Genomic DNA, 24,671 nt, shown 5'->3' on the forward strand with positions numbered 1-24,671 from the left:
TTGGTAACGTTTTCATAAATATTCGGAGGTGCGGTATGCGCAAAACTAAAATTGTATGTACGATTGGTCCCGCTAGTGAAAGTATTGAGAAGTTAGAACAATTAATCGAAGCAGGTATGAACGTTTGTCGTTTAAACTTCTCTCATGGTAGTCATGAGGAGCATGGATTACGAATTAAAACGATTCGTGAGGCTGCGAAGAAAACAGGTAAAACTGTAGCAATTTTACTTGATACAAAAGGTCCAGAAATTCGTACACATGACTTTGTAGACGGACAGGCTGAACTAAAAACAGGTGCAGAAGTTGTTATTTCTACAGAGCAAGTGTTAGGAACTGCAGAAAAGTTCTCTGTAACTTACGCAGGACTTTATGACGATGTAGACCCAGGTTCTCGTATTCTAATTGATGACGGTCTTATTGAGTTAGAAGTAATTGAAAAAGCAAACGGTGATATCCGTACAAAAGTATTAAACAGCGGTATGGTAAAAAATAAAAAAGGTGTAAACGTGCCAAACGTAAGTATTAAGCTTCCTGGTATTACGGAAAAAGATATTCAAGATATCATCTTCGGTATCGAGCAAGGCGTTGACTTTATTGCAGCTTCTTTCGTACGTAAAGCATCTGATGTATTAGAAATTCGTGAGCTATTAGAAGCGCATGGCGCAGGATACATTCAAATTATTCCAAAAATCGAGAACCAAGAAGGTATCGATAATATCGATTCTATCTTAGAAGTTTCTGACGGTTTAATGGTAGCACGCGGTGACATGGGTGTAGAAATTCCACCAGAAGAAGTACCGTTAGTACAAAAGCGTCTAATTAAAAAATGTAACGTATTAGGAAAGCCAGTTATCACTGCAACGCAAATGTTAGATTCTATGCAACGTAACCCTCGTCCGACGCGCGCAGAAGCAAGTGACGTAGCGAACGCTATTTTCGATGGTACAGATGCAATCATGCTTTCTGGTGAAACAGCAGCAGGTTTATATCCGCTTGAATCAGTACAAATGATGGCGAACATTGCAATTCGTGTTGAGAAATCACTGCAATACGAAGATATGTTCCAAAAACGTCTTAAAGAGCAATCTAGCACAATTACAGATGCAATTAGCCAATCTGTTGCACATACAGCGCTTGCACTTGATGTAGCAGCAATCGTAGCTCCTACAGAAAGTGGTTATACTGCAAAAATGATTTCTAAATATCGTCCGAAATCTCCAATTGTAGCTGTAACATCTAATGAGCAAGTATGTCGTCGTCTTGCCCTATCTTGGGGTGTACAAGCGTTTATGGCAGAGGAAAAAGCGAAATCTACAGATGAAATGTTAGAAACAGCGATTCAAACGGCTATGGATGCAGAGATGATCGGTCTTGGTGATACAGTTGTAATTACTGCTGGTGTACCACTTGCTGAAACTGGCACAACAAACTTAATGAAAATTCATGTTGTTGGCGAACAAATCGCTAAAGGACAAGGAATTGGACGTAAAACAGCAAAAGGTAAAGTTGTTGTAGCTAAAACAGCTGAGGAAGCATTAGCGAACGTAACAGAAGGATCTATTCTTGTTACAGTAAGCACTGATAAAGATATGATTCCTGCGATTGAAAAAGCAGCAGCACTTGTTGTAGAAGAAGGCGGATTAACAAGCCATGCAGCAGTTGTTGGTGTATCAATCGGTATTCCAGTTATTGTTGGTGTAACAACTGCAACTGCTACGCTAAAAAATGGCCAAGAAGTAACAGTTGATGCGGCACGTGGAATTGTATATAATGGACATGCGGAAGTGCTATAAGTAATAAATTGTGGGGAAGGATGTAAATCCTTCTCTTTTTTTTACAAAATTTGAAAATATGAAGATTTAGAAAAAGAGGTGAGAGGAATGAAAGTGTTTCTCTTTTTGTTTATTTTAATACCAGCGTTAGAAATTACGGTACTGATCGGATCGAGTCAGTGGATTGGGTTATGGCCGACATTTTGTGTTATTATGCTAGCGAGTATAATTGGAGCATATATAGCAAAGCGACAAGGGTTAATGGTATGGAGAGATATTCAATATCGACTCAGCAGAGGTGAACTTCCAGGTGATGCGGTATTGGATGCAATTTGTATTTTTGCTGGCGGTATACTTTTAATGATTCCTGGCTATATAACGGATTGTGTAGGAATGGTTTTATTAATTCCGGCAGCGAGGAAGCCAGTGAAATATATGATAATCAAATGGATGGAACGAAAAATAAATCGAAACAATACAATTATTGTGCAAAAATAACGCTTGAGAGAGAAAAACTCTTCAAGCGTTATTTTTTGTCGGAAAAACAGATGAATATTTATTCACTTGTAGAAAAACAAAGAAAAATATTGTATTTTTATTCGTTTTTATAAATAAAAAAACAAAGAGAAACTTCTCCTTGTTTTAGGTGATTTTTATTAGCGAATCTATGTTTCGCTTTATCCTTTTATAAATTTCCAAAGGTCTTTAAATACATTTGCTTTATGTAATGTATTTAATAAAACGAGTGTGACAGGACCGATAATTAATCCTAAAAAACCAAATAGTTTAAATCCGATAAATAAAGAAAATAATGTTGGCAGTGGATCAAGTCCAATGTTAGATGATAATACCTTTGGTTCCATTAATTGACGCTGCACAATGACAACGATATATAAAATAAGTAAACCAAGCGCCAAGGCAGTATTTCCTGTAAAGAATACATAAAGGATCCATGGAACGAAAACAGTGCCAGTTCCTAAGTATGGAAGTAAATCCACAACTCCTGTAATAAGGGCAATCGTAATTGCGTACGGTACACGCAAAATTAATAGGCCAATTAGAACGATAATGGTCGTCATGGATATGAGAGTAAATTGTGCTTTCACGAATCCGAACAAAGCTTTTCGTAAATCAACAAAAATTGTTTTTCCATAACCGTGTAATCGATTAGGTAATAATTTTTCAATTTTACGGGCAAGGCGGTGCCAGTCATAGCTAATAAAGAAAGTAGCTAACAAGATGAATACAAGAACAGTTAAGGTGGTCGGAAGAGCGCTAATGAAGTTTGTTAATCCGCTAATAATGGCTGTCAAAATGGATTTCATTTGTTGCGTTGCTTCTGCACCGAGATTTTGAATGTTTGTTGTAATCGTACTTTGTTGTGTAGCACCAAGATGGTTAAACTTAGCAATTAAATCGTTGTAGAGTGGCATAATATTGGTAAGAGCAAATTCCTGTAAATATTGAACAAGAGACGGGAATTTTTCTGGTACGATTTGTAACAAATAGGTTGTTGCGGAAATAGCTTCTGTTACAAGATACGTAACAAGCCCAACGATAGCGCCAAACACAAGAACGAGGCTAATTAGGACAGACAAAGCACGAGGAAATCGTAGTTTTCGATCAAGAAAGTTTACAACTGGATTGATCAAATATGCAATTGCAAAAGCGATAATAAATGGGTAGACAAGACCTGCTATATACAAAAGTGCGCAAATTCCTAATATAGTTGCTGCAATAACAAAGAGAAGTCGAAGTGCTATGTAAAGTGAATTTCGATTCAAAGGTGTTTTCCCTCCTCTATAAAAATGTTACGTATGAGCGAAGCTTGTGTAATTATTCACTTGAAAGTATACAGCAAATAATGAGATGCTTTCATGCCTCTTTTGTAAATGGTATGATGTAATATAGATTATTTCTTTCTTATTTTACCTTTTTCTTATAAGAAAGAAAAGGAAAGTGATCACTTTCGGTATAAGTGGAAACGATTCTCTATTTGAAGGGTGAATTCCTTTTTTATTTTAGAAAAGGGACATATTTGAGAGCTCTTCATTATTCTCAGAAAGGATGTGACATCATGATTAGTCAGTCGACTTTATTTTTATTCATACTTCTTATTGTTGGACTTGTCGCAAAAAATCAATCTTTAACAGTAGCGGTTGGCGTTTTATTTTTGCTGAAGTGGACGTTTTTAGGAGATAAAATATTCCCTTATTTACAAACGAAAGGAATTAACCTCGGGGTTACTGTTATAACAATTGCGGTCCTTGTCCCGATTGCAACAGGGGAAATTGGATTTAAGCAGCTTGTAGAGGCGACAAAATCTTATTATGCTTGGGTTGCTCTCGCTTCAGGAATAGCTGTGGCGCTTATTGCAAAAGGCGGTGTACAACTTTTAGCACATGATCCGCACATTACGACTGCTCTTGTTTTTGGGACAGTTCTTGCGGTAGCACTATTTAATGGAGTGGCGGTAGGACCATTAATTGGAGCAGGAATTGCCTACGCTGTGATGAACATTATACAGCTGTTTAAATAAAAAAATTTATTGTAATATAAATTTTTCGAATTCTATCCATTCACAAAAGTCAGATAATTGTTTATAATGTATTTAAGGCACTTCTTCGAGTTACATAACAGCATAGACCTACACCAGATAAAATAAAAATAACATGAAATAATTTTGTTAATATTGTTTTATGCTGTTTTTATAGGAAAGCTCTCCGAAATTATATTTCCTCACTATGTGTCGTTTTTAGCGTGGGGGTTCGGGGAGAAGCTCACACCCATGCTCCATAGTGCGGGATGATAGATAGATGTAAAAATGGTAATGATTGTGCCATTATGTATTTCACTTGTTTAAGAGGTGAACGGATGCTCATTCACTTTCTTGAACAGTGGAACACATATTTAATTGAGAAAAAAGTATTAGGTTGGGGAGAATTTTCGAGGAAAAGGAGAGATTATAATGACTGTTATTCGAGGTTTAGAAGGGGTAGTAGCAACAACATCATCTGTAAGTTCTATTATTGATGATACATTAACTTATGTGGGATATAATATTGATGATTTAGCTGAAAATGCTACATTTGAAGAAGTTGTATATTTATTATGGCATCGCAGACTTCCAAATGAAGTAGAATTAGAGGAATTAAAAACACAATTGGCCGATCATGCGGCAGTGCCAAAAGATATTTTGGAATATTTAACACGCACAAACTTAACAGTGGCGCATCCAATGTCTGTTTTACGTACAGCAATTTCCATGTTATCATTGTATGATGAGAGTGCTGAATTAATGGATGAAGCGTCCAATTATTTGAAAGCGGTTAAATTACAGGCGCAAGTTGCAACTCTTGTTGCAGCATATGCGAGAATTCGCAAGGGGTTACCGGTTGTCGAGCCTCGCAAAGATTTATCATTAGCAGCAAACTTTTTATATATGTTAAATGATCGTGAACCAAATGAAGTTGAGATTGAAGCGTTTGATAAGGCGCTTGTACTTCATGCGGATCATGAATTAAATGCATCTACTTTCACAGCACGTGTTTGTGTGGCTACACTTTCTGATGTATATTCCGGTATTACAGCAGCAATTGGTGCTTTAAAAGGACCACTTCATGGCGGAGCAAATGAAAACGTAATGAAGATGCTAATGGAAATTGGTGAAGAAGAAAATGTAGAATCGTATATTCATAATGCACTTGATAATAAAGTGAAAATTATGGGCTTTGGTCATCGTGTATACAGCAACGGTGATCCACGTGCAAAACATTTACGTGAAATGTCTAAGCGATTATGCGTGCTAACAGGACAAGAGAAGTGGTATAATATGTCTATCAAAATTGAGGAGCTTGTAACTTCGGCAAAACCGCTTCCACCAAATGTAGATTTTTATTCTGCATCTGTTTACCATTGCTTAGGAATTGATCATGATTTATTTACACCAATCTTTGCAGTCAGCCGTATGTCTGGTTGGTTAGCTCATATTCTAGAACAATATGAAAATAACCGCCTCATTCGTCCGCGTGCAGATTATACTGGTCCGATTAACCAACGCTATGTACCAATCGGACAAAGAATATAATGCGCTTTCATAAGTCTGACTTTTTCGTAAAGATATAATGATTGAAATATTTAAACTTAATTTATGATTTGAACTGAGGGGTTTATCCCTCAGTTTCATATATATGAAATTTCAAACATGGGGGTAATCACAGTGACTACAGGAGAAAAAATTACCGTAACGAATGGCATTATGAACGTACCTAACAATCCAATCATTCCTTTTATTGAAGGAGATGGAATTGGACCAGATATTTGGGCGGCAGCATCTCGTGTGTTAGAAGCGGCTGTTGAAAAAGCATATAATGGCGAGAAGAAAATTGTTTGGAAAGAAGTGCTTGCAGGGGAAAAAGCATTTAATCAAACAGGTGAGTGGTTACCAGAAGAAACGTTAGAATTGATTCGCGAATATTTAATCGCAATTAAAGGACCGTTAACAACTCCTGTTGGTGGCGGAATTCGTTCTTTAAACGTAGCACTTCGTCAAGAATTAGACTTATACGTATGTTTACGTCCTGTTCGCTACTTTGATGGGGTTCCTTCTCCAATTAAGCGTCCGGAAGATACTGATATGGTGATTTTCCGTGAAAATACGGAGGATATCTACGCTGGTATTGAATATGCGCAAGGTTCTGAAGAGGTTCAAAAGCTTCTTGCGTTTTTACAAAATGAAATGGGTGTGAAGAAAATCCGTTTCCCAGAAACTTCTGGAATTGGTATTAAACCAATTTCTGAAGAAGGTACAAAGCGTCTTGTTCGCGCTGCGATTCAATATGCGATTAATGAAAAACGTTCTTCTGTTACATTAGTTCATAAAGGTAACATTATGAAATTTACAGAAGGTGCTTTCAAAAACTGGGGTTATGAAGTAGCAGAACAAGAATTTGGTGACAAAGTATTCACTTGGGCTGAATATGATCGTATTGTTGAGAAAGAAGGAAAAGATACTGCGAATAAAGCGATGGCAGACGCAGAAGCGGCTGGAAAAATCATCGTAAAAGATTCAATTGCAGATATTTTCTTACAACAAATCTTAACACGTCCACGCGAGTTCGATGTTGTAGCAACTATGAACTTAAATGGCGATTATATTTCTGATGCACTTGCAGCACAAGTTGGCGGCATCGGTATTGCACCTGGTGCTAACATTAACTATGTTACTGGACATGCTATTTTTGAAGCAACACATGGTACGGCTCCAAAATATGCAGGTTTAGATAAAGTAAATCCATCTTCAGTTCTTCTTTCAGGGGTATTAATGTTAGAGCATTTAGGATGGAATGAAGCAGCGAAATTAGTTACTAATTCTGTAGAAAAAACGATTGCTTCTAAAGTGGTAACATATGACTTCGCACGTCTTATGGAAGGTGCAACCGAAGTGAAATGTTCCGAATTTGCTGACGCTCTTATTAATAATATGGACGCAGCAGTTATTAAAAACGCATAATTCAAAGTGGGGGAGAATTTATGACGATCAAACGCAAAAAGGTTTCAGTCATCGGTGCAGGATTTACAGGGGCAACAGCAGCATTCTTACTAGCGCAAAAAGAATTAGCAGACGTTGTATTAGTGGACATTCCACAACTTGAAAATCCAACAAAAGGGAAAGCGTTAGATATGTTAGAAGCAAGCCCTATACAAGGTTTCGACGCTAATGTTATCGGCACATCTGATTACGCAGATACAGCTAATTCTGACGTTGTAATTATTACGGCAGGTATCGCTCGTAAGCCAGGTATGAGTCGTGATGATTTAGTAGCAACAAACTCTAAAATTATGAAAAGTGTAACGCAAGAAATTGCGAAATATTCTCCGAATACAATTATTATTGTATTAACAAATCCAGTTGATGCAATGACATATTCGGTATTTAAAGAAGCTGGGTTCCCGAAAGAGCGCGTTATCGGTCAATCTGGTGTATTAGATACAGCTCGTTTCCGTACATTTATTGCACAAGAATTAAATTTATCTGTGAAAGATATTACAGGATTTGTTCTTGGTGGACACGGTGATGAGATGGTGCCGCTTGTTCGTTATTCTTATGCAGGTGGTATCCCGCTTGAAACATTAATTCCGAAAGAACGCCTAGATGCGATTGTTGAACGCACTCGTAAAGGCGGCGGTGAAATTGTAAATCTATTAGGAAACGGTAGTGCATACTATGCACCAGCTGCTTCTTTAGTAGAGATGGCTGAGGCAATCTTAAAAGACCAACGCCGCGTATTACCAGCTATTGCATACCTTGAAGGTGAATACGGCTATAGCGATCTTTACTTAGGTGTTCCGGTTATCCTTGGTGGTAACGGAATCGAAAAGATTATTGAATTAGATCTTCTTCCAGAAGAAAAAGAAGGATTAGATCGTTCTGTAGAATCTATCCGCAGTGTAATGAAAGTTCTTGCATAAGAAAAGAAAGAAAAAGATTCGGGGCTCCCGAATCTTTTTCCACTATTAGAAGGATATTTTTGTAAAATAATTTGAAAGCGCCAACAAAGAGGTATCCTACACTATAATACACAGATTCGTAGCGAATGTTCTCTCGTCTTTATAAAGATTTGTATAATATACCACTTCGAGTAGGATAATGAAAATATCGATCGGAGGGATTGTATCATGTTAAAGAAAAGAAGCAAATTAGGTCGTAAAATGGATGAAATTACAGTAGGGGAAAAGTTATCCGTTACAGAGAAAATAGAAGACAAAGATTTGTTATTATATTTAGGATTAACGAATGATTCGAATCCGTTATATATTCAGCATGATTACGCATCCCAAACTCCGTATGAAAAACCAATTGTACCAACTATTATGCTAACGGGGATTGTTACAACTGCAGTTACGAAGTACTTACCTGGTCCAGGAAGTCACGTCGTAAGACAAGAAATCGAATTTATAAAGCCTGTATATCACTACGCAACGCTGCAAATTCATTTTGAAGTTGTTTCCGTTCACCCAAAAGATCACTTAATTGAAATGCAAATGGTTGCGTATAATGAACAAGAAGAAGTGATAAAAGGGTTACTAACAGTAGCACCACCGCATCATTTAACGACGATATTTGAAAGATCGCTGGATAATTTTTAATGAAAGAAGCTGTCCTAAAAGTAGTGCTTTTGGGACAGCTTTCGTTTTTTTACCCACGCGGCCATAACATAATAAATACGCCAACGATACAAACGGAAGCCCCAGCCCAGTCGAATAAGTCGGGAGTTTTCTTATCAATCCACAAGCCCCACAGCAAACTCATGACAATAAATACGCCGCCGTAAGCTGCATACACTCTTCCGAAGCTAGAGAAAACCTGGAACGTAGCGATAACACCATATAAAAATAAAATAACTCCTCCGATGATTCCAATTCCAATAGAACCGCCTTCGCGCAGCCATTTCCAAATGAGGTAACCGCCGCCAATTTCAGCTAAACCTGCAAGAAAAAAGATAATAAATGCTTTTAACATAAAAGCTCCTTTCTATTCTATATACATCCAAATTTAAAAAACGAAATAAAGTGAAACTTCCATCAGTGGGGGGTTCTACATCCCCCACTGATGGTTAGTTGAACCAATCGGGCTTTTACGAGCAGTTATCTCCCACCTATCTTCTTTGCTTCTCTCTCAATCTTGAGGTGGGAGTATTACTGCCCGAGAATAGCGGGATAAAACCATTCTTTTTCGGTGGGCGAGAGCATCTAGCCCTGCATAGAAACGGTCAGTGCCCTTTCCTGCCACATGCAAGGTAAAACAAAGGGAGAAAGCAAGTGCGGGCTCTTCTGCATGGCCGCAATCTATATGTCGAAAAAGAATTTAAATTACTCCACTAGATGCTCTTTACTCTTGAAAAGAAGAGTGGTTTATCCCGCTATTTATGGTCTGTCTCCCCGATATAAGCTAAGAATATCATCATCAATATATAATCAATAAATACAAGTAGAATATTGTTACCAGTTTTAGACTTATGGTATCTAAATGTCCCTACTAATACCCCTACTATCATCATCAGTGCAGAGTTGGTTTTCGCTTGCTCTCCTTGTTGTAACTTCTTCTTTTGTAATACTAGTACTAAAATAACAATTGCTAAAACAATTATTAACATGTTTATAGTTTCCCTTATTGTAGTTTAAAATCTATCTTTCTCGTCAAAACCTTTAGACAACCAAAAGATACCCCTTACTGGAAACAAAGCCTACACTGCTTAACAATATAGGGAAATGTATTTTATCGTTTTCTTGTATAAGGGTAGCATAAAGTGAAACAGCAGTCAGTAGGAGATAAAGTCACATTTTTCAAAGCACAATTGTATTGAGAGGGGTTTTGTTTTCTAGTATGATGGAAATATCGGGGAAGGATATTAGGATGAGGAAGGTTTAGAGCCTATAACTTGGAGGAATAGAATGAGCAATCGAATTTTGGTCGTAGACGATGAGGAGTTTATTTTAACTTTAATCGAATTTAATCTGCAGCAAGCAGGGTTTGAGGTCATAACAGCGATGGATGGGGAAACAGCACTGCATAAAGCGCAGACAGAACGCCCTGATCTCATTATATTAGATTTAATGCTTCCGAAGATGGATGGCATGGAAGTCTGTAAAGAACTGCGTCTAGGGCGTATAATGACCCCTATTTTAATGTTAACTGCAAAAGACGATGAATTTGATAAAGTATTAGGTCTTGAGCTTGGAGCGGATGATTACATGACAAAACCGTTTAGTCCAAGAGAAGTAGTTGCGCGTGTAAAAGCGATTTTGCGCCGTACGAAAATTCATGATGAACAAGCTCCGGAAGTAGAAGATGAAAATAGTATTATCATTGCTGAATTAAGAATTTTACCAGATTTTTATGAAGCGTATTTTAAAGGGGACAAATTAGAACTTACGCCAAAAGAATTTGAATTACTCGTATATTTAGCAAAACATAAAGGCCGCGTGTTAACGCGCGATCAGCTTCTAAGTGCAGTGTGGAATTATGACTTTGCGGGTGATACACGAATTGTTGATGTTCACATTAGTCACTTGCGAGATAAAATCGAAAAAAATACAAAAAAACCAACTTATATAAAAACAATCCGCGGATTAGGTTATAAATTGGAGGAGCCAAAAGGAGATGAATAAATTTCGCTCCCGGCTTCTCCTTACGTTTATTTCTCTCATTGTCCTTATTGTTGTTGGGACAGGGATATTGATTGAAAAAGTATTTGAAGGGTTTTATGTTGATCATGTCCATGAGAGAATCGAGAAAGAAACAAAGTATATTGCTTCTATCGTTGAGGCGGATGGAATTGATCATGTTCTAAAGAACCCAAATGTATTTTCGAAAATAGAAGAGCATTTCGGTTTATATGTAACGTTTCTAGATGAGCAAAAACAAGTTCAATATAATACTGTGAAAGAGCAGATGGTGTTACAGAAAGAAGTGATAGAAGAACTTCTTCCTGAAGCAAAAAAACAAATGCATACAGTGGTGATGAAAGAAACAAAGGATAAATACCCTTATTATTATGCGACTTTTATTCAAGATGCGCAGGGGAAGAAAGGGTATTTCATTATTAACGCTTCTATAGAATCTTTGAAAACTGTACATCCGAAAATGTGGGGCTTGTTAATTGTTGGCTTTATTAGTTCTTGTCTCGTTGTTATATTTCTTGGGATGAAAATTACAGCACAATATATTCGGCCGATTGAGTCTGTTACAAAAGTAGCGATTGAGTTGGCGAAAGGGAATTATAAAGCGCGTGCTTATGAAAATCATTCAGATGAGACGGGAATGCTCAGTAAAGCAATGAACGTTTTAGCGCGCAATTTACAAGAGATGACATTGGAGCAAGAAATGCAGCAAGATCGGTTGCATACTCTTATTGAAAATATGGGAAGCGGTATGATTTTAATTGATAGCCGTGGATATATAAGTCTTGTTAACCGCTCTTATAAAGAGATTTTCCATGTAACGGATGAAGAGTATTTGCATCGTTTATATTATCAAGCATTTATACATAAAGAAATTGTTGAGCTCGTGGAAGAAATTTTTATGACAGAGGTTAAAGTGCGAAAACAAATGTTGTTACCTCTTGAAATTGAAAGAAAACACTTTGAAGTGTACGGTGCTCCTATTATTGGAACGAACCATGAATGGAAAGGCATTGTCCTTGTTTTTCATGATATTACGGAGCTGAAGAAACTTGAGCAAATGCGTAAAGATTTCTTGGCAAATGTTTCGCATGAACTAAAAACGCCAATTACTTCAATTAAAGGATTTTCAGAAACATTACTTGATGGAGCGATGGAAAACCAGCAGTTTCGTGAGCACTTCTTACATATTATTTTAAAAGAAAGCGACCGAATGCAAGCGTTAATTGAAGACTTACTTGATTTATCGAAAATTGAGCAACAAGGGTTTCAATTAAATATGGGTGTTGTGGACTTAAAAGAGCTACTAGAAGAAGTTAGGATGATCTTAAATAATAAAGCTGCAGATAAGGACATTCGTTTGCATGTTGATATGAATGAACATGTTTCTGTCATAGGTGATGCAGTTCGCTTAAAACAAGTTTTTATTAATTTAATGAATAACGCGATTCTATATACGCCAGCTGGGGGAACTGTGTCTGTTACGTTTTCTCATGATAGCGAAAACGTATATATAAAAGTGTTGGATACAGGTATTGGAATAGAGAAAGCAGAGATTCCTCGTATTTTTGAACGTTTTTATCGCGTTGATAAAGCGCGCAGTCGTAATACAGGTGGTACAGGACTTGGTTTATCTATTGTGAAACATTTAGTGGAAGCGCACCAGGGGATGATTACTGTGGAAAGTAAGATTGGGGTTGGAACGACATTTATTGTTACTCTTCAAAAGTATAATAAATAGACATTTACATTATATTAACAATAGCTTCATTTTATATTAATAAAGCCCTGTTACTATAATATATGAAAACCCCTTCATCCAAGGAGTAGTTTGGGACGAGGATAAGGAAACTTATTCTCGTCACTTCCCTTTTTCGTGACAAAATAGTTTTTACTTATTATGTTAAATATAGTTATAAAGAAAGCCGTTGTTTTTCTTCTCTCTTTCAGTCGTGGTAATATAGAGAGAAGATAAGGAACGGTTTTTTCTATTGGATTGAGAAATCGTTTTAATTTTTTACGGGGAGGTTGTTCCATTTGGAAAAGAAAGTGGTTTTAGTTGATGGAAATAATATTGCGTATCGCGCGTTCTTTGCGTTGCCACTTTTAAATAACGATAAAGGTATACATACAAATGCCATTTATGGTTTCACGATGATGTTAATGAGAATTTTAGAAGAAGAAAAACCAACGCATATGCTCGTTGCGTTTGATGCGGGGAAAACGACATTTCGTCATAAAACATTTAGCGAGTATAAAGGTGGTCGCCAAAAAACGCCACCAGAATTATCAGAACAGTTTCCATTCATTCGTGAATTGTTAGATGCGTTTCATGTGCCTCGCTACGAATTAGAGAACTACGAAGCGGATGACATTATGGGAACATTGGCGAAAGAAGCAAGTGAGCAAGGTATTGAAGTGAAAGTGATTTCAGGAGATAAAGATTTACTTCAACTCGTTTCAGACAATACGCGCGTTTGTATTCCGCGTAAAGGAATTACAGAAGTAGATGAGTATACAAAAGAAACGTTATTTGAGAAATATAGCTTATCACCAAAGCAAATTATTGATATGAAAGGACTAATGGGAGATCAATCAGATAATATCCCGGGTGTCCCTGGTGTTGGTGAGAAGACAGCTATTAAATTGTTAACACAATTTGAAACAGTAGAGGCTGTATATGAAAATTTAGATAAAGTGAGCGGTAAGAAATTAAAAGAGAAGCTTGAAGAGAATAAAGAACAAGCGTTGATGAGTAAAGAGTTAGCAACAATTATTACCGATGCACCAGTTACAATTCATGTAGAAGATATTGCTTATAACGGATATGAGAATAGTGATATAATCCCGATGTTTGAGAACTTAGGGTTTCATTCTCTCTTAACAAAGTTAGGCGCACCGGTTGCAGAAACACCTGCAGCTGAACTAGAAGATATTTCATTTGAAATTGTAGAAGAAGTAACGGAAGAAATGTTGCAGCAGGATAGCGCAATCATTGTAGAAGTGCAAGAGGATAATTATCATGGAGCGGATATTCAAGGGTTTGGTATTCAAAACGAAAATGGATGTTACTTTGTTCCGGCTGATATTGCTTTATCATCACAAGCTTTTACGGACTGGTTAGCGAATCCAGAAATGAAGAAGTATACATTTGATGCAAAGCGTGCAATTGTTTCGTTAAAGTGGAAAGGCTATGAAATAAAGGGAATTGACTTTGATTTATTAATTGCAGCATATTTACTTGACCCAGCAGAGACAGATAAAGATTTCCGTGCTGTTGCGAAAATGAAAGATATGCATGCTGTGCAGTCAGATGAAGAAGTATATGGAAAAGGTGCAAAACGTGCTGTACCAGAGCTGGAAGTTGTTGCGGAACACGTAGCGCGAAAAGTACATGTATTATATGATGTACAGCAAACGTTTACTGAAGAGCTGAAACATAATGAGCAGTACGAATTATTTACTGAACTGGAAATGCCGCTTTGCCGTGTATTAGCTGATATGGAATGTAAGGGCGTTACAGTTGATACAAATCGCCTCCGCACTATGGGGGATGAATTAGCTACGCAGCTAAAGAAAATGGAAGAAGAAATTTATGAGCTTGCAGGAACAGAATTCAATATTAATTCACCAAAGCAACTTGGTGTAATCTTATTTGAAACCTTAAACTTACCAGCTATCAAGAAGAGAAAAACAGGCTATTCTACATCAGCGGATGTTTTGGAAAAATTAATGGAGCATCATGAAATTATTCCGAAAATCTTACATTATCGCCAGTTAGGGAAATTAAATTCTACGTACATCGAAGGATTATTAAAGGTGGTGTATACAGATTCTTCTAAAATTCATACGCGCTTTAACCAAGTGTTAACACAAACAGGGCGTTTAAGCTCAACGGAACCTAACTTACAAAACATTCCGATTCGTTTAGAGGAAGGAAGAAAAATACGTCAGGCGTTTATTCCGTCAGAAAAAGATTGGGTTATGTTTGCTGCAGATTATTCTCAAATTGAATTACGTGTATTAGCCCATATTTCTAAAGATCACGGTTTAATTGCAGCATTTCAACATGATATGGATATTCACACAAAAACAGCGATGGATGTGTTTGGTGTTGAAAAGGATGATGTAACTTCTAATATGAGACGTCAAGCGAAAGCGGTAAACTTCGGGATTGTATACGGAATTAGTGACTATGGTTTATCGCAAAACCTAGGCATTACGCGAAAAGCAGCAGCTGATTTCATTCAAAAGTATTTAGAGAGCTTTCCAGGAGTTAAGGAATATATGAGTGATATTGTGCAAGAGGCGAAACAGAAAGGCTATGTATCTACATTGCTAAACCGTCGTCGTTACATTCCAGAAATTACGAGTCGTAATTTTAATGTGCGCGGCTTTGCAGAGCGGACTGCAATGAATACACCTATTCAAGGAAGTGCTGCTGATATTATCAAAAAAGCAATGATTATTATGGCGGATCGATTAGAAGAAGAAGGATTACAAGCACGTCTCCTACTGCAAGTGCACGATGAACTTATTTTTGAAGTGCCGCAAGAAGAGGTAGAAAAATTAGAGAAGCTTGTACCTGAAGTTATGGAGCATGCGATTGAGCTTTCCGTTCCGTTAAAGGTTGATTATTCGTACGGTCCAACGTGGTATGACGCAAAGTAAGGAAGGGATAGTATGCCAGAATTACCAGAGGTTGAAAATGTCAGGCGAACGCTAGAAGGGCTCGTCAAAGGAAAGACAATTGAAGAAGTGATTGTAACATATCCAAATTTAGTGAAAGAACCAGATGACGCTGAACTTTTTAAAGAGATGCTGCGCGGCGAAACGATTGAAGAGGTCAGACGCCGCGGCAAGTTTCTTCTTATATATGTAACCCGTTATGTCATTGTGTCTCATTTACGAATGGAAGGGAAGTATATGCTTACCGATAATGAGGATCCAGTTGATAAGCATACACACGTCCGTTTTCGTTTTACAGACGGTACAGAACTTCGTTACAAAGATGTGCGGAAATTCGGTACGATGCATCTATTTGAAAAGGGTACAGAATTTACTGTTATGCCGCTTGCAGATTTAGGGCCGGAGCCTTTTTCAACGGAGTTAACATCTGCGTATTTACAAGAAAAATTGCAGAAAACTGCTCGGAAAGTAAAGGTTGCCTTACTGGATCAACGTATTTTAGTGGGCCTTGGTAATATATATGTAGACGAAGTGTTATTTCGTTCACGTATTCATCCAGAGCGAGAAGCGTCTTCTTTAACAAATGAAGAATTTGAAACGTTGTATGAAGAAATTGTTGCAACGTTAACTGAAGCGGTAGAGCGCGGTGGAAGTACAATTCGTACGTACGTGAATTCACAAGGAAAGATTGGTTCATTTCAAGAACGTCTTTATGTATACGGAAGAAAAGGTGAGCCGTGTGAAACGTGCGGTACTTTACTTGAAAAAACAGTTGTTGGTGGGCGAGGTACACATTATTGTCCGGCTTGTCAGCCGAAAAGTTAAACAAACGAAACATCGGTAAAAAGATTTACTGCTCGTAAAAGCATGATTGGGCGGGCTTTTCATCAGTGGGAGGTGAAAAAACCTCACTGATGGAAGTTTCAATTTATTTTTCACAATAACATCGGATAGGCTTCTGTCATATATATAAGCAAAGCTATATATAGGGAAGGAGCTTATCAATGTATCATTATTTCTCTCTTATTTTATTAGCTTTTACGTTAAGTTTAGATAGCTGTAGTGTAGGGCTCACGTACGGGCTCCGAAATGTTCGGATTCCAATGAAATCAATTATTGTAATTGGGATTTGTTCAGCTGTTGTGATGATACTCTCAATGGGAATCGGACATATGATTGCTCAAATTTTTTCACCGGTGCTAGCGAAAAGAATTGGAGGATTCGTTCTTGTAGTAATCGGTGCGTGGGTGTTGTATCAGTTTTTTCAAAGTGATAAAAAAGAGGATGCGCTGCAAGAAGAAAAAGTTTGGAACTTAGAAATTGCTTCTCTTGGTCTTGTTATTCAAATTTTACGAAAACCGACTGTTGCTGATTTTGATAAGTCTGGGATTATTTCTGGAATAGAAGCGCTTCTCCTTGGGATGGCACTTTCATTAGATTCATTTGGAGCTGGGATTGGGGCATCTTTACTTGGATATTCTCCGCTCATGATGGCAGGATTAGTTGCGGTAATGAGCTCGCTATTTTTGTTCAGCGGAATGAAAGTAGGAACAGTATTATCAAATATGCGATGGTTACAAAAGTTCACGTTTTTACCAGGTGTATTACTTATTATTATTGGAATTTGGAAAATGTAAGAGGCGTGAAACGATTGTTTCACGTCTTTTATTATAAGGGGGATTATGATGACAGTTGTAATTGGATTAACAGGCGGCATTGCCAGTGGAAAAAGTACAGTATCAAAAATGTTTCAAGGTTTTCACATTCCAGTCATTGATGCAGATATTATTGCAAGAGAAGTTGTGGAGCCTGGTAAGGAAGCGTATAACGAAATTGTAGAAGCATTTGGACAAGAAGTGCTTGAAGAAAGTGGGGAGTTAAATCGCCCGAAACTTGGCAACATTGTATTTTACAATGAAGAAAAAAGGTTGCTGTTAAATGCGATTGTGCATCCAGCTGTACGAAAGGAAATGAATGCACAAAAGGATAGATACATAAGAGAAAATACGCAAGCGGTTGTGCTCGATATTCCACTCTTATTCGAGAGTAAATTAACAAGTCTTGTCGATCAAATTTTACTCGTTTATGTGGACAATGAAACGCAAATTACAAGGTTAATGGAACGAAATAATTTTACAGAAGAAGAGGCAAAAGCGCGAATTGCTTCGCAAATGCCGTTGCAAGAGAAAATAGCATTAGCGGATAAAGTGATTAATAATAATGGCACAATCGAAGAAACGAAAACACAATTAAGTAGCATTTTAAAAGAATGGAACATTATTAAATAAAAAAATTTGAAAATAATGAAATTGTTTAGTGACATATCTTCTTTTTGTGTTATACTATTATTGGGATTTGAGATGAATAGTATAACGCAATCAAGGGGGATAACATATTATGATTCGTGTGGCAATTAATGGGTTTGGACGTATTGGGAGAATGGTGTTTCGTCAGGCAGTAAAAGAAAGCGCATTCGAAATTGTAGCGATTAATGCGAGCTATCCATCAGAAACGTTAGCACATTTAATTAAATATGATACAGTTCACGGTAAATTTGATGGTACAGTAGAAGCGTTTGAAGATCATTTATTAGTAGATGGTAAAATGATTCGCCTTTTAAACAACCGCGATCCAAAAGAATTGCCTTGGAAAGAACTAGGGGTAGACATTGTAATTGAAGCAACAGGTAAGTTTAATTCTAAAGAAAAAGCAAGTCTTCATGTAGAAGCTGGTGCGAAAAACGTTATTTTAACTGCGCCAGGAAAAGATGAAGATGTTACAATTGTTGTTGGTGTAAATGACGACCAACTTGATATTACAAAACATATCGTTATTTCAAATGCATCTTGCACAACAAACTGTTTAGCGCCTGTTGTAAAGGTGTTAGATGAGCAGTTTGGAATTGAAAACGGTTTAATGACAACAGTTCATGCATACACAAATGACCAAAAAAATATTGATAATCCACATAAAGATTTACGTAGAGCACGTGCATGTGGCCAATCTATCATTCCAACAACGACAGGTGCTGCGAAAGCGTTAGCAAAAGTTCTTCCGCATTTAAATGGAAAACTTCATGGTATGGCACTTCGCGTTCCGACGCCAAATGTATCTCTTGTTGACCTAGTTGTAGATGTAAAACGCGACGTAACAGTGGAAGAGATTAATGAAGCATTTATGAATGTTGCGAACGGTGCATTAAAAGGAATTGTTGCATTTAGCGATGAACCGCTTGTTTCTATAGATTTTAATACAAATACGCATTCTGCAATCATTGATGGTTTATCCACAATGGTAATGGGTGATAGAAAAGTAAAAGTACTTGCTTGGTACGATAACGAATGGGGTTATTCTCGTCGTGTTGTAGATCTTGTAAAGCTTGTTGTAGATCAATTTGCGAAACAAGAAAACGTACAACATATTTAATAGATGAGAAAAGGGCAGGCGTTAGCCTGTCCTTTTTCTATTTATAATAGAAAAATATTACATATTTTTTCTGTGTAAATCACCTAGAACAGCTATGATTACTGTGGTTTCGGAGCTATTCTATTTTTTTAGAAAAATAAATGGGAAAATGTCATTTGAAAAAATAAAAAACTGTTGTTGCAAAATAAAAATAAACAAAGTATACTAACATTCGTAAACTTAAGAGCTGAGGTGGTAGTCACTGCTTAAAGGGTTAGGACCTCTCTGGACTAACTTTCCCCCGTGGTAGTGGAGCAAGCCAAATTGCAAATTAGTTTTCAATTCGAACAGTTAAATTAAATTAACAAGGGGGAACTGTAGAATGGATACTATGGATACTATGGGTCGTCACGTAATCGCGGAACTTTGGGATTGCGATTTCGACAAGCTTAATGATATGCCTTATATTGAAAAATTATTTGTGGATGCAGCACTTCGAGCAGGCGCTGAAGTACGTGAGGTTGCTTTCCATAAATTTGCACCGCAAGGTGTAAGCGGAGTTGTAATTATTTCTGAATCTCACTTAACAATTCATAGCTTTCCGGAGCATGGTTATGCAAGTATTGATGTATATACTTGTGGTGACCGCATTGATCCAAATGTTGCTGCAGAGTACATCGCTGAAGGTTTAGGCGCAAAAACGAGAGAGAGCATTGAACTTCCTCGCGGTACAGGTAGCTTCGAAATTAAGCAAAGAGAAACAAAAGCTCTTTAAAAAAGAAGATAATTGATTTAAAATGTAAAGAGGTGTATAATACACCTCTTTTTAGTTTTTTTTTATATCTATAATATAAGAAGAAATTTGTTTATACATAAGTATATTTGATTAAGTGTTTATAATATAGAAGAGAAAATTCTTGTTTATAATGTTTTAGTTTTGTTAAGATAAAATTAAATTGTAAAGGAGTGAATGGATTGCGTTGTCCATCCTGTTTTCACAATGGTACGAGAGTATTGGATTCACGTCCGGTTGACGAAGGGCGATCAATTCGCAGAAGAAGAGAGTGCGAAAGCTGTCTCAATCGATTTACAACATTTGAACGCGTCGAAGAGCCGCCGCTTATTGTTGTAAAGAAAGAAGGGACACGAGAAGAATTTAACAAAGAGAAAATTTTGCGTGGTTTAATTAAAGCGTGTGAAAAGCGACCTGTAACGTTAAAACAATTAGAAGAAATCACGCAACATGTAGAACGGGAATTGCGTAACTTAGGAATGTCAGAAGTAAAAAGCGATATGATTGGTGAAATGGTCATGGAAGCGCTTCGAGATATTGATGATGTTGCATATGTACGTTTTGCATCTGTTTACCGACAATTTAAAGATTTGAACGTATTTATTGAAGAGTTGAAAGATATTCTTCAAAAAGAACGAAAATAAAAGAGCTAGAAGCGTAAGCTATTAGCTCTTTTTTCACTCATAATGATAATAAGAATGGATGATAGAAAGGATTTGCAAGGATGGAAAGACAGTCATGGATGGAACTGTTGCCAATTGACCGTTATAAAGTAAGTGCAAGGGGGCTGCTCAGCAACTATGATCGTAAAGTGCTGACAATGTTATATCAACCGCTAATTGGTAGTAAAGCTTTTAGCCTATATATGACGTTGTGGGGCGAGTTAGAGCAGGAGCGTTTATTTGGAAAAGAAAATACACATCATTCTATTATGGTAACAATGCAGATGCAGCTCCCGGAGATTTATGAAGAACGTCTAAAGTTAGAGGCGATTGGGCTTTTAAATGTGTATGTGAAAAAAGAAAAAGATATTCGCATGTTTATTTATGAGTTACGGCCACCGCTTATGCCAAAGCAATTTTTTGATGATATTGTATTAAGTATTTTTTTATATAACCGCTTAAGCAAGGCGAAATATAATCAAGTGAAGCAATATTTCTTAGAAGAAGAATTTGACTTTGCTTCATATGAAAATGTAACACGATCTTTTAACGATGTGTTTGGTTCTTTTAATCCAGGACAAGTTGAGCATGCCAAGGAAGAACTGCTTATACCAAATGCAACTGTGATGCCGAGCAGAGCAGAGGGGAATGCGCCGCAAATTTGGAATGATTTCTTTGATTTTTCATTATTTGTAGAAGGATTATCCGCGCTTGTGCCGCGCAAAGCAATTACGGATCAGATGCGTGAATGTGTGATTATATTAGCTTACGTATACGGCATTGATCCGTTATCCATGCAAAATATTGTTCTTGGCGCTGTTACGGAGCATAATACAATTGATATGGAACGATTGCGAAAAGGTGCGCGTGATTGGTACCAATTTGAGAATGGACAGGCACTTCCTAAGTTCAGTGAGCGAACGCAGCCATTGCATGCACGGACAATGAAGGAGAAAGAACCGACAACACAAGAAGAGATGCTCATTAAACAGTTAGAGGAAATTTCACCAAGAGAGTTATTAAAAGAAATTTCGGGCGGGGCTGAACCGACGAAGGCTGATTTGCAAATTATTGAAGATGTGATGTTGAGTCAGAAATTAACGCCAGGTGTTGTAAATGTACTTATTTATTATGTAATGCTTCGTTCTGATATGAAGTTAGCGAAATCGTATGTAGAGAAAATTGCCGGACACTGGGCTCGTAAAAAAATTACAACCGTAACGGAAGCGATGGGACTTGCGAAAGAGGAAAATCGCCAATATCAAGAATGGGCAGAAACAAAGAAAAAAGGAAAGACAACGAAGAAAACGGTTCGTAAAGAACTTGTACCAGACTGGTTAAAGGAACAAACAGAAGATAGCAAGCCATCACATCGTAGTGAAGAGCAAGGGAAATTAGAAGAAGAGCGTAAAAAGTTAGAGGAAGAGCTGAAAAAATATAAGCGAAACTAACAGAGGCGAGCTCCTTTTGAGGTGAAGAAATGGAACCAATTCAAAATACATTTGCGAAGTTAATGCAAAATGAAAATTTTAAGAATAGATATGAAGTATTAAAAGAAGAGGTAATGACGCATCCGCGTGTGAAAGCATTTATAGAAGAACATCAAGGTGAAGTAACAACGTCGATGATTGAGCGCAGCCTTGTGAAGCTATATGAGTACATTGGACAGAGCGTTGGATGTAAAGATTGCCCAAACTTAGAATCATGTAAAAATATGATTCAAGGATACGAACCGAAGCTTATTATTCAAGGAAAGATGATTGATATTCAATATGATCGTTGCGTAAGAAAAGTGGCTTATGATGAACGGAAAAAGCATGAGAAATTGATTCAAAGTGTATATATGCCAAGCGATATTTTGCAAGCTTCGATGGAAAATTTAGATCCATCTGATTTAGAACCGCGTATTCAAGCGATTCGTGCTGCAAATGAATTTTTAAGTGAATATGAGGTAGGGAAAAAAGTGCAGGCACTCTATTTCTACGGATCATTTGGAGTAGGAAAAACATATCTTTTAGGGGCAATTGCCAATGAACTAGCACTGCGCAAAATTAGTTCTATGATTGTCTACTTACCAGAATTTTTGCGTGAAATTAAAAGTTCATTGCAAAATAATACGATTAGCGAAAAAATTGATGCGGTAAAGCGTGTTCCGGTACTTATGTTAGATGATATTGGAGCGGAAGCGATGTCGAGCTTTGTGCGCGATGATGTACTTGGAGCGATTTTACAATTCCGTATGCTGGAGAACTTACCGACGTTTTTCACATCTAACTTTGATTTCAAACAATTGGAGCATCATTTAACGTATACACAGCGCGGAGAAGAAGAAGAAATGAAAGCAGCTCGCATTATGGAGCGTATTAAATATTTAGCGAAGCCGATTCCTATTGGCGGGAAAAACCGTAGGCATACGTAAAGAGCAAGCAGTGAGCTTGCTCTTTTTTTTATCCTGCTATTCGTGGGCAGTAATACTCCCACTTCAAAATTCGGCGAAAGCAATGTCCAGTTTCAGTGGCTACAATCTCCGGTCGTTTCGCCCTCTTGGACGAGGCAAAAAGCGCCTCTTTATCGGAGGCTCCAACGTCCTGCGATTCTGAGCGAGCCGCTTCCGCTTTTCTTCAGAAGTTAGGTGGGAGATAAACTGCTGGCATGCGCCCGATTGGTGAGGGCTGATAATCAGTGGAGGATGAAGAAAACCCCCACTGATTAAAGTTTCACTTTATATTGTTTGTTTTCGTTCGAAAATAAGTTCGAAATATGCAGCTGATCCAGTTCCTGCTGTACTAGGAGCAAAAATTTGTACGAAGCGCCAACCTTCTTTAGCATGTTCTGTAATAATTGTTTGATAATCTTCTTTTGGTTTAGATGCCATTAGACCGGATTTTAGTTCGACTTTTACAAATTTGTATTCGTACATATTGTATTGCTCCTTTTAAAATCTTTTTAGAAAATTATACAATGAAAATGGCCTGTGAATATAAAAAAATCATATTAGCTTGTATCATTTTTTGTCCATCCCCCTAATATATATGGAAATAGCAAGAATTATAAAAGGGGGGACAAAAGTGATTGAAATCTGCTTCGAAGAAAAAAATGATGCTATTGTTATATATAAAGAGCTTAAAAAAAGGACAGATCATATATATGAAGAAATAAGTATTTATTTGTACGAACAAATAGTAATTGTTCATATACCAATACAAGAGTCTCGATATATTGATAAGGTGGTCATTCCTGTATTTATACAATATATTATCAACACAAAACAAGATGAATGGATAAGTGCGATTTTAAAAGATAAATTTTATTATGAAGAGCGAGAAGAACGAAACCAAATTTTACATATGGCTCATTCTATTTTAAAAGGGAAACGAAAAGGATTAATTGATGCACCTTCGAAAGAAAGAGGGAGAGAATTGGTGCTTTCGTCTTTACAAGGTTGGATGCATGATACGATGTCTTTTTCGTTTGGAGCATATATTCGTTTTCGTTTGAGAAAGTATAATGAATTTTTATATCGAACGGCGGAGATGGCGATCGATGAATATAAGTTAGAACAAGAGTATCAAATGTTCGTAGAAACACTTCGCCAACAAGTAAGCAGCCGAAAATCACGTTTGTCTTGCTTGCATCTCGTGTTTAATGACAGTTGTATCTTTTATGATGAAAAGGGGCGACGTTTAAAAGAAGAAAAACTTGTTCAGTATATAGAGGAAGAATTACTCTCTCAAAAAGGTGTATATATTGATCCGAATGTTATGGCACCGCTTCTGTCAATCGCGCCTGAAAAAATTCATCTGTATGTGAAGGAACAAGATCATAATATGATTGTAACGATTCAAAATGTATTTCAAGAGAGAGTGCAGTTATATGCGCTTCATGAGTTTGAAAAGAATGTGACAAAATTTAAAAATAGAGGGAACGCTCTTGATTTTCTAAATTTTTGAGCATATAATTACGTACATACACGAGAATACATCAAAATGTTACGATGAGGACATGAGTAGTTATCTACGATTCGCAGAGAGAGAAGCCTTAGGGTGTGAGCTTCTTAATACGAGATTATTACTTACCACCTCTGAACTTCAGCAGTGAACGAATGTCTAGTAATTGCTGACGGCAAGTGCCGTTATCATGAACTTGAGCAGTTAACAATGTGTTAAC

At 37.1% G+C, this 24,671-nt stretch carries 23 protein-coding genes and 1 other annotated feature (1 of these 24 cut by a window edge); of the genes, 19 read left to right on the top strand and 4 right to left on the bottom strand.

Annotated features, from left to right (window positions below; all coding sequences use genetic code 11):
- Positions 1 to 35: 35 nt before the first annotated feature.
- Entirely contained in the window at positions 36 to 1,793 is a 1,758-nt protein-coding gene (gene pyk, locus PLX19_RS00215) for a pyruvate kinase (protein WP_272186517.1), read from the top strand.
- Positions 1,794 to 1,880: 87 nt separating this feature from the next.
- The gene (locus tag PLX19_RS00220; RefSeq protein WP_272186518.1) at positions 1,881 to 2,270 is read left to right on the top strand and encodes an FxsA family protein; all 390 of its coding nucleotides are present in this window, start codon (positions 1,881 to 1,883) and stop codon (positions 2,268 to 2,270) included.
- Positions 2,271 to 2,449: 179 nt separating this feature from the next.
- Here PLX19_RS00220 and ytvI read toward each other — a convergent pair whose 3' ends face one another.
- On the bottom strand, positions 2,450 to 3,556 hold the full coding sequence (gene ytvI, locus PLX19_RS00225; RefSeq protein WP_272186519.1) for a sporulation integral membrane protein YtvI: 1,107 nt from the start codon (positions 3,554 to 3,556) through the stop codon (positions 2,450 to 2,452).
- Positions 3,557 to 3,849: 293 nt separating this feature from the next.
- On the opposite strand from ytvI, the gene PLX19_RS00230 reads away from it, so the two are divergent.
- The 5 genes from PLX19_RS00230 (at position 3,850) to PLX19_RS00250 (ending at position 8,921) form a co-directional block, all read left to right on the top strand.
- Complete coding sequence (locus tag PLX19_RS00230; protein WP_272186520.1) at positions 3,850 to 4,311, top strand: DUF441 domain-containing protein; 462 nt, start codon at positions 3,850 to 3,852, stop codon at positions 4,309 to 4,311.
- Between the two features lie 429 nt (positions 4,312 to 4,740).
- Complete coding sequence (gene citZ / locus PLX19_RS00235) at positions 4,741 to 5,859, top strand: citrate synthase (protein ID WP_272186521.1); 1,119 nt, start codon at positions 4,741 to 4,743, stop codon at positions 5,857 to 5,859.
- 132 nt (positions 5,860 to 5,991) lie between these two features.
- Positions 5,992 to 7,284, top strand: a complete 1,293-nt coding sequence (gene icd / locus PLX19_RS00240; RefSeq protein ID WP_272186522.1) for an NADP-dependent isocitrate dehydrogenase — start codon at positions 5,992 to 5,994, stop codon at positions 7,282 to 7,284.
- A 20-nt stretch (positions 7,285 to 7,304) separates the two neighbouring features.
- The gene (gene mdh, locus PLX19_RS00245) at positions 7,305 to 8,243 is read left to right on the top strand and encodes a malate dehydrogenase (protein WP_272186523.1); all 939 of its coding nucleotides are present in this window, start codon (positions 7,305 to 7,307) and stop codon (positions 8,241 to 8,243) included.
- 207 nt (positions 8,244 to 8,450) lie between these two features.
- A complete protein-coding gene (locus PLX19_RS00250; RefSeq protein ID WP_272186524.1) occupies positions 8,451 to 8,921 on the top strand; it encodes a MaoC family dehydratase in 471 nt (156 codons plus the stop codon).
- Positions 8,922 to 8,970: 49 nt separating this feature from the next.
- On the opposite strand, the gene PLX19_RS00255 is transcribed toward PLX19_RS00250, so the two are convergent.
- Positions 8,971 to 9,294: a YnfA family protein gene (locus PLX19_RS00255; RefSeq protein WP_272186525.1), complete on the bottom strand. Its 324-nt coding sequence runs from the start codon at positions 9,292 to 9,294 to the stop codon at positions 8,971 to 8,973.
- 400 nt (positions 9,295 to 9,694) lie between these two features.
- A complete protein-coding gene (locus PLX19_RS00260) occupies positions 9,695 to 9,928 on the bottom strand; it encodes a hypothetical protein (RefSeq protein ID WP_272186526.1) in 234 nt (77 codons plus the stop codon).
- A 298-nt stretch (positions 9,929 to 10,226) separates the two neighbouring features.
- On the opposite strand from PLX19_RS00260, the gene PLX19_RS00265 reads away from it, so the two are divergent.
- From PLX19_RS00265 to dnaI, 11 genes are all read left to right on the top strand, one after another.
- A complete protein-coding gene (locus PLX19_RS00265) occupies positions 10,227 to 10,943 on the top strand; it encodes a response regulator transcription factor (RefSeq protein WP_272186527.1) in 717 nt (238 codons plus the stop codon).
- Positions 10,936 to 12,696 carry a two-component system histidine kinase PnpS gene (gene pnpS / locus PLX19_RS00270; protein ID WP_272186528.1) on the top strand — a complete coding sequence of 587 codons (1,761 nt, stop codon included), beginning with the start codon at positions 10,936 to 10,938 and terminating at the stop codon, positions 12,694 to 12,696. The genes PLX19_RS00265 and pnpS overlap by 8 nt, the downstream gene beginning before the upstream one ends.
- Positions 12,697 to 12,992: 296 nt before the next feature.
- A complete protein-coding gene (gene polA / locus PLX19_RS00275; RefSeq protein WP_272186529.1) occupies positions 12,993 to 15,626 on the top strand; it encodes a DNA polymerase I in 2,634 nt (877 codons plus the stop codon).
- 12 nt (positions 15,627 to 15,638) lie between these two features.
- Positions 15,639 to 16,469 (top strand): DNA-formamidopyrimidine glycosylase, encoded by an 831-nt coding sequence (gene mutM, locus PLX19_RS00280; protein WP_272186530.1) that lies wholly within the window; start codon positions 15,639 to 15,641, stop codon positions 16,467 to 16,469.
- 179 nt (positions 16,470 to 16,648) lie between these two features.
- Positions 16,649 to 17,281, top strand: a complete 633-nt coding sequence (ytaF, locus tag PLX19_RS00285; protein ID WP_272186531.1) for a sporulation membrane protein YtaF — start codon at positions 16,649 to 16,651, stop codon at positions 17,279 to 17,281.
- Between the two features lie 48 nt (positions 17,282 to 17,329).
- Positions 17,330 to 17,932, top strand: a complete 603-nt coding sequence (gene coaE / locus PLX19_RS00290) for a dephospho-CoA kinase (protein WP_272186532.1) — start codon at positions 17,330 to 17,332, stop codon at positions 17,930 to 17,932.
- Positions 17,933 to 18,041: 109 nt separating this feature from the next.
- Positions 18,042 to 19,070 (top strand): glyceraldehyde-3-phosphate dehydrogenase, encoded by a 1,029-nt coding sequence (locus PLX19_RS00295; RefSeq protein WP_272186533.1) that lies wholly within the window; start codon positions 18,042 to 18,044, stop codon positions 19,068 to 19,070.
- A 370-nt stretch (positions 19,071 to 19,440) separates the two neighbouring features.
- Complete coding sequence (speD, locus tag PLX19_RS00300; RefSeq protein ID WP_170857660.1) at positions 19,441 to 19,824, top strand: adenosylmethionine decarboxylase; 384 nt, start codon at positions 19,441 to 19,443, stop codon at positions 19,822 to 19,824.
- A gap of 200 nt (positions 19,825 to 20,024) precedes the next feature.
- On the top strand, positions 20,025 to 20,486 hold the full coding sequence (gene nrdR, locus PLX19_RS00305; RefSeq protein ID WP_090916416.1) for a transcriptional regulator NrdR: 462 nt from the start codon (positions 20,025 to 20,027) through the stop codon (positions 20,484 to 20,486).
- A gap of 80 nt (positions 20,487 to 20,566) precedes the next feature.
- Positions 20,567 to 21,955 carry a replication initiation and membrane attachment family protein gene (locus tag PLX19_RS00310; protein WP_272186534.1) on the top strand — a complete coding sequence of 463 codons (1,389 nt, stop codon included), beginning with the start codon at positions 20,567 to 20,569 and terminating at the stop codon, positions 21,953 to 21,955.
- 29 nt (positions 21,956 to 21,984) lie between these two features.
- A complete protein-coding gene (gene dnaI, locus PLX19_RS00315; protein ID WP_272186535.1) occupies positions 21,985 to 22,923 on the top strand; it encodes a primosomal protein DnaI in 939 nt (312 codons plus the stop codon).
- Between the two features lie 303 nt (positions 22,924 to 23,226).
- Here the strand turns inward: dnaI and PLX19_RS00320 are convergent, their stop codons facing one another.
- Positions 23,227 to 23,424 carry a DUF4177 domain-containing protein gene (locus PLX19_RS00320; protein WP_272186536.1) on the bottom strand — a complete coding sequence of 66 codons (198 nt, stop codon included), beginning with the start codon at positions 23,422 to 23,424 and terminating at the stop codon, positions 23,227 to 23,229.
- A 148-nt stretch (positions 23,425 to 23,572) separates the two neighbouring features.
- Here PLX19_RS00320 and ytxC point away from each other — a divergent pair, with 148 nt between their 5' ends.
- The gene (ytxC, locus tag PLX19_RS00325; RefSeq protein ID WP_272186537.1) at positions 23,573 to 24,454 is read left to right on the top strand and encodes a putative sporulation protein YtxC; all 882 of its coding nucleotides are present in this window, start codon (positions 23,573 to 23,575) and stop codon (positions 24,452 to 24,454) included.
- Between the two features lie 32 nt (positions 24,455 to 24,486).
- Positions 24,487 to 24,671 (top strand) — a binding site (T-box leader) (it continues 42 nt past the right edge of the window).

Origin of the sequence: Bacillus sp. BP-3 (assembly GCF_028401955.1) — a bacterium.
Lineage (GTDB): Bacteria > Bacillota > Bacilli > Bacillales > Bacillaceae_G > Bacillus_A.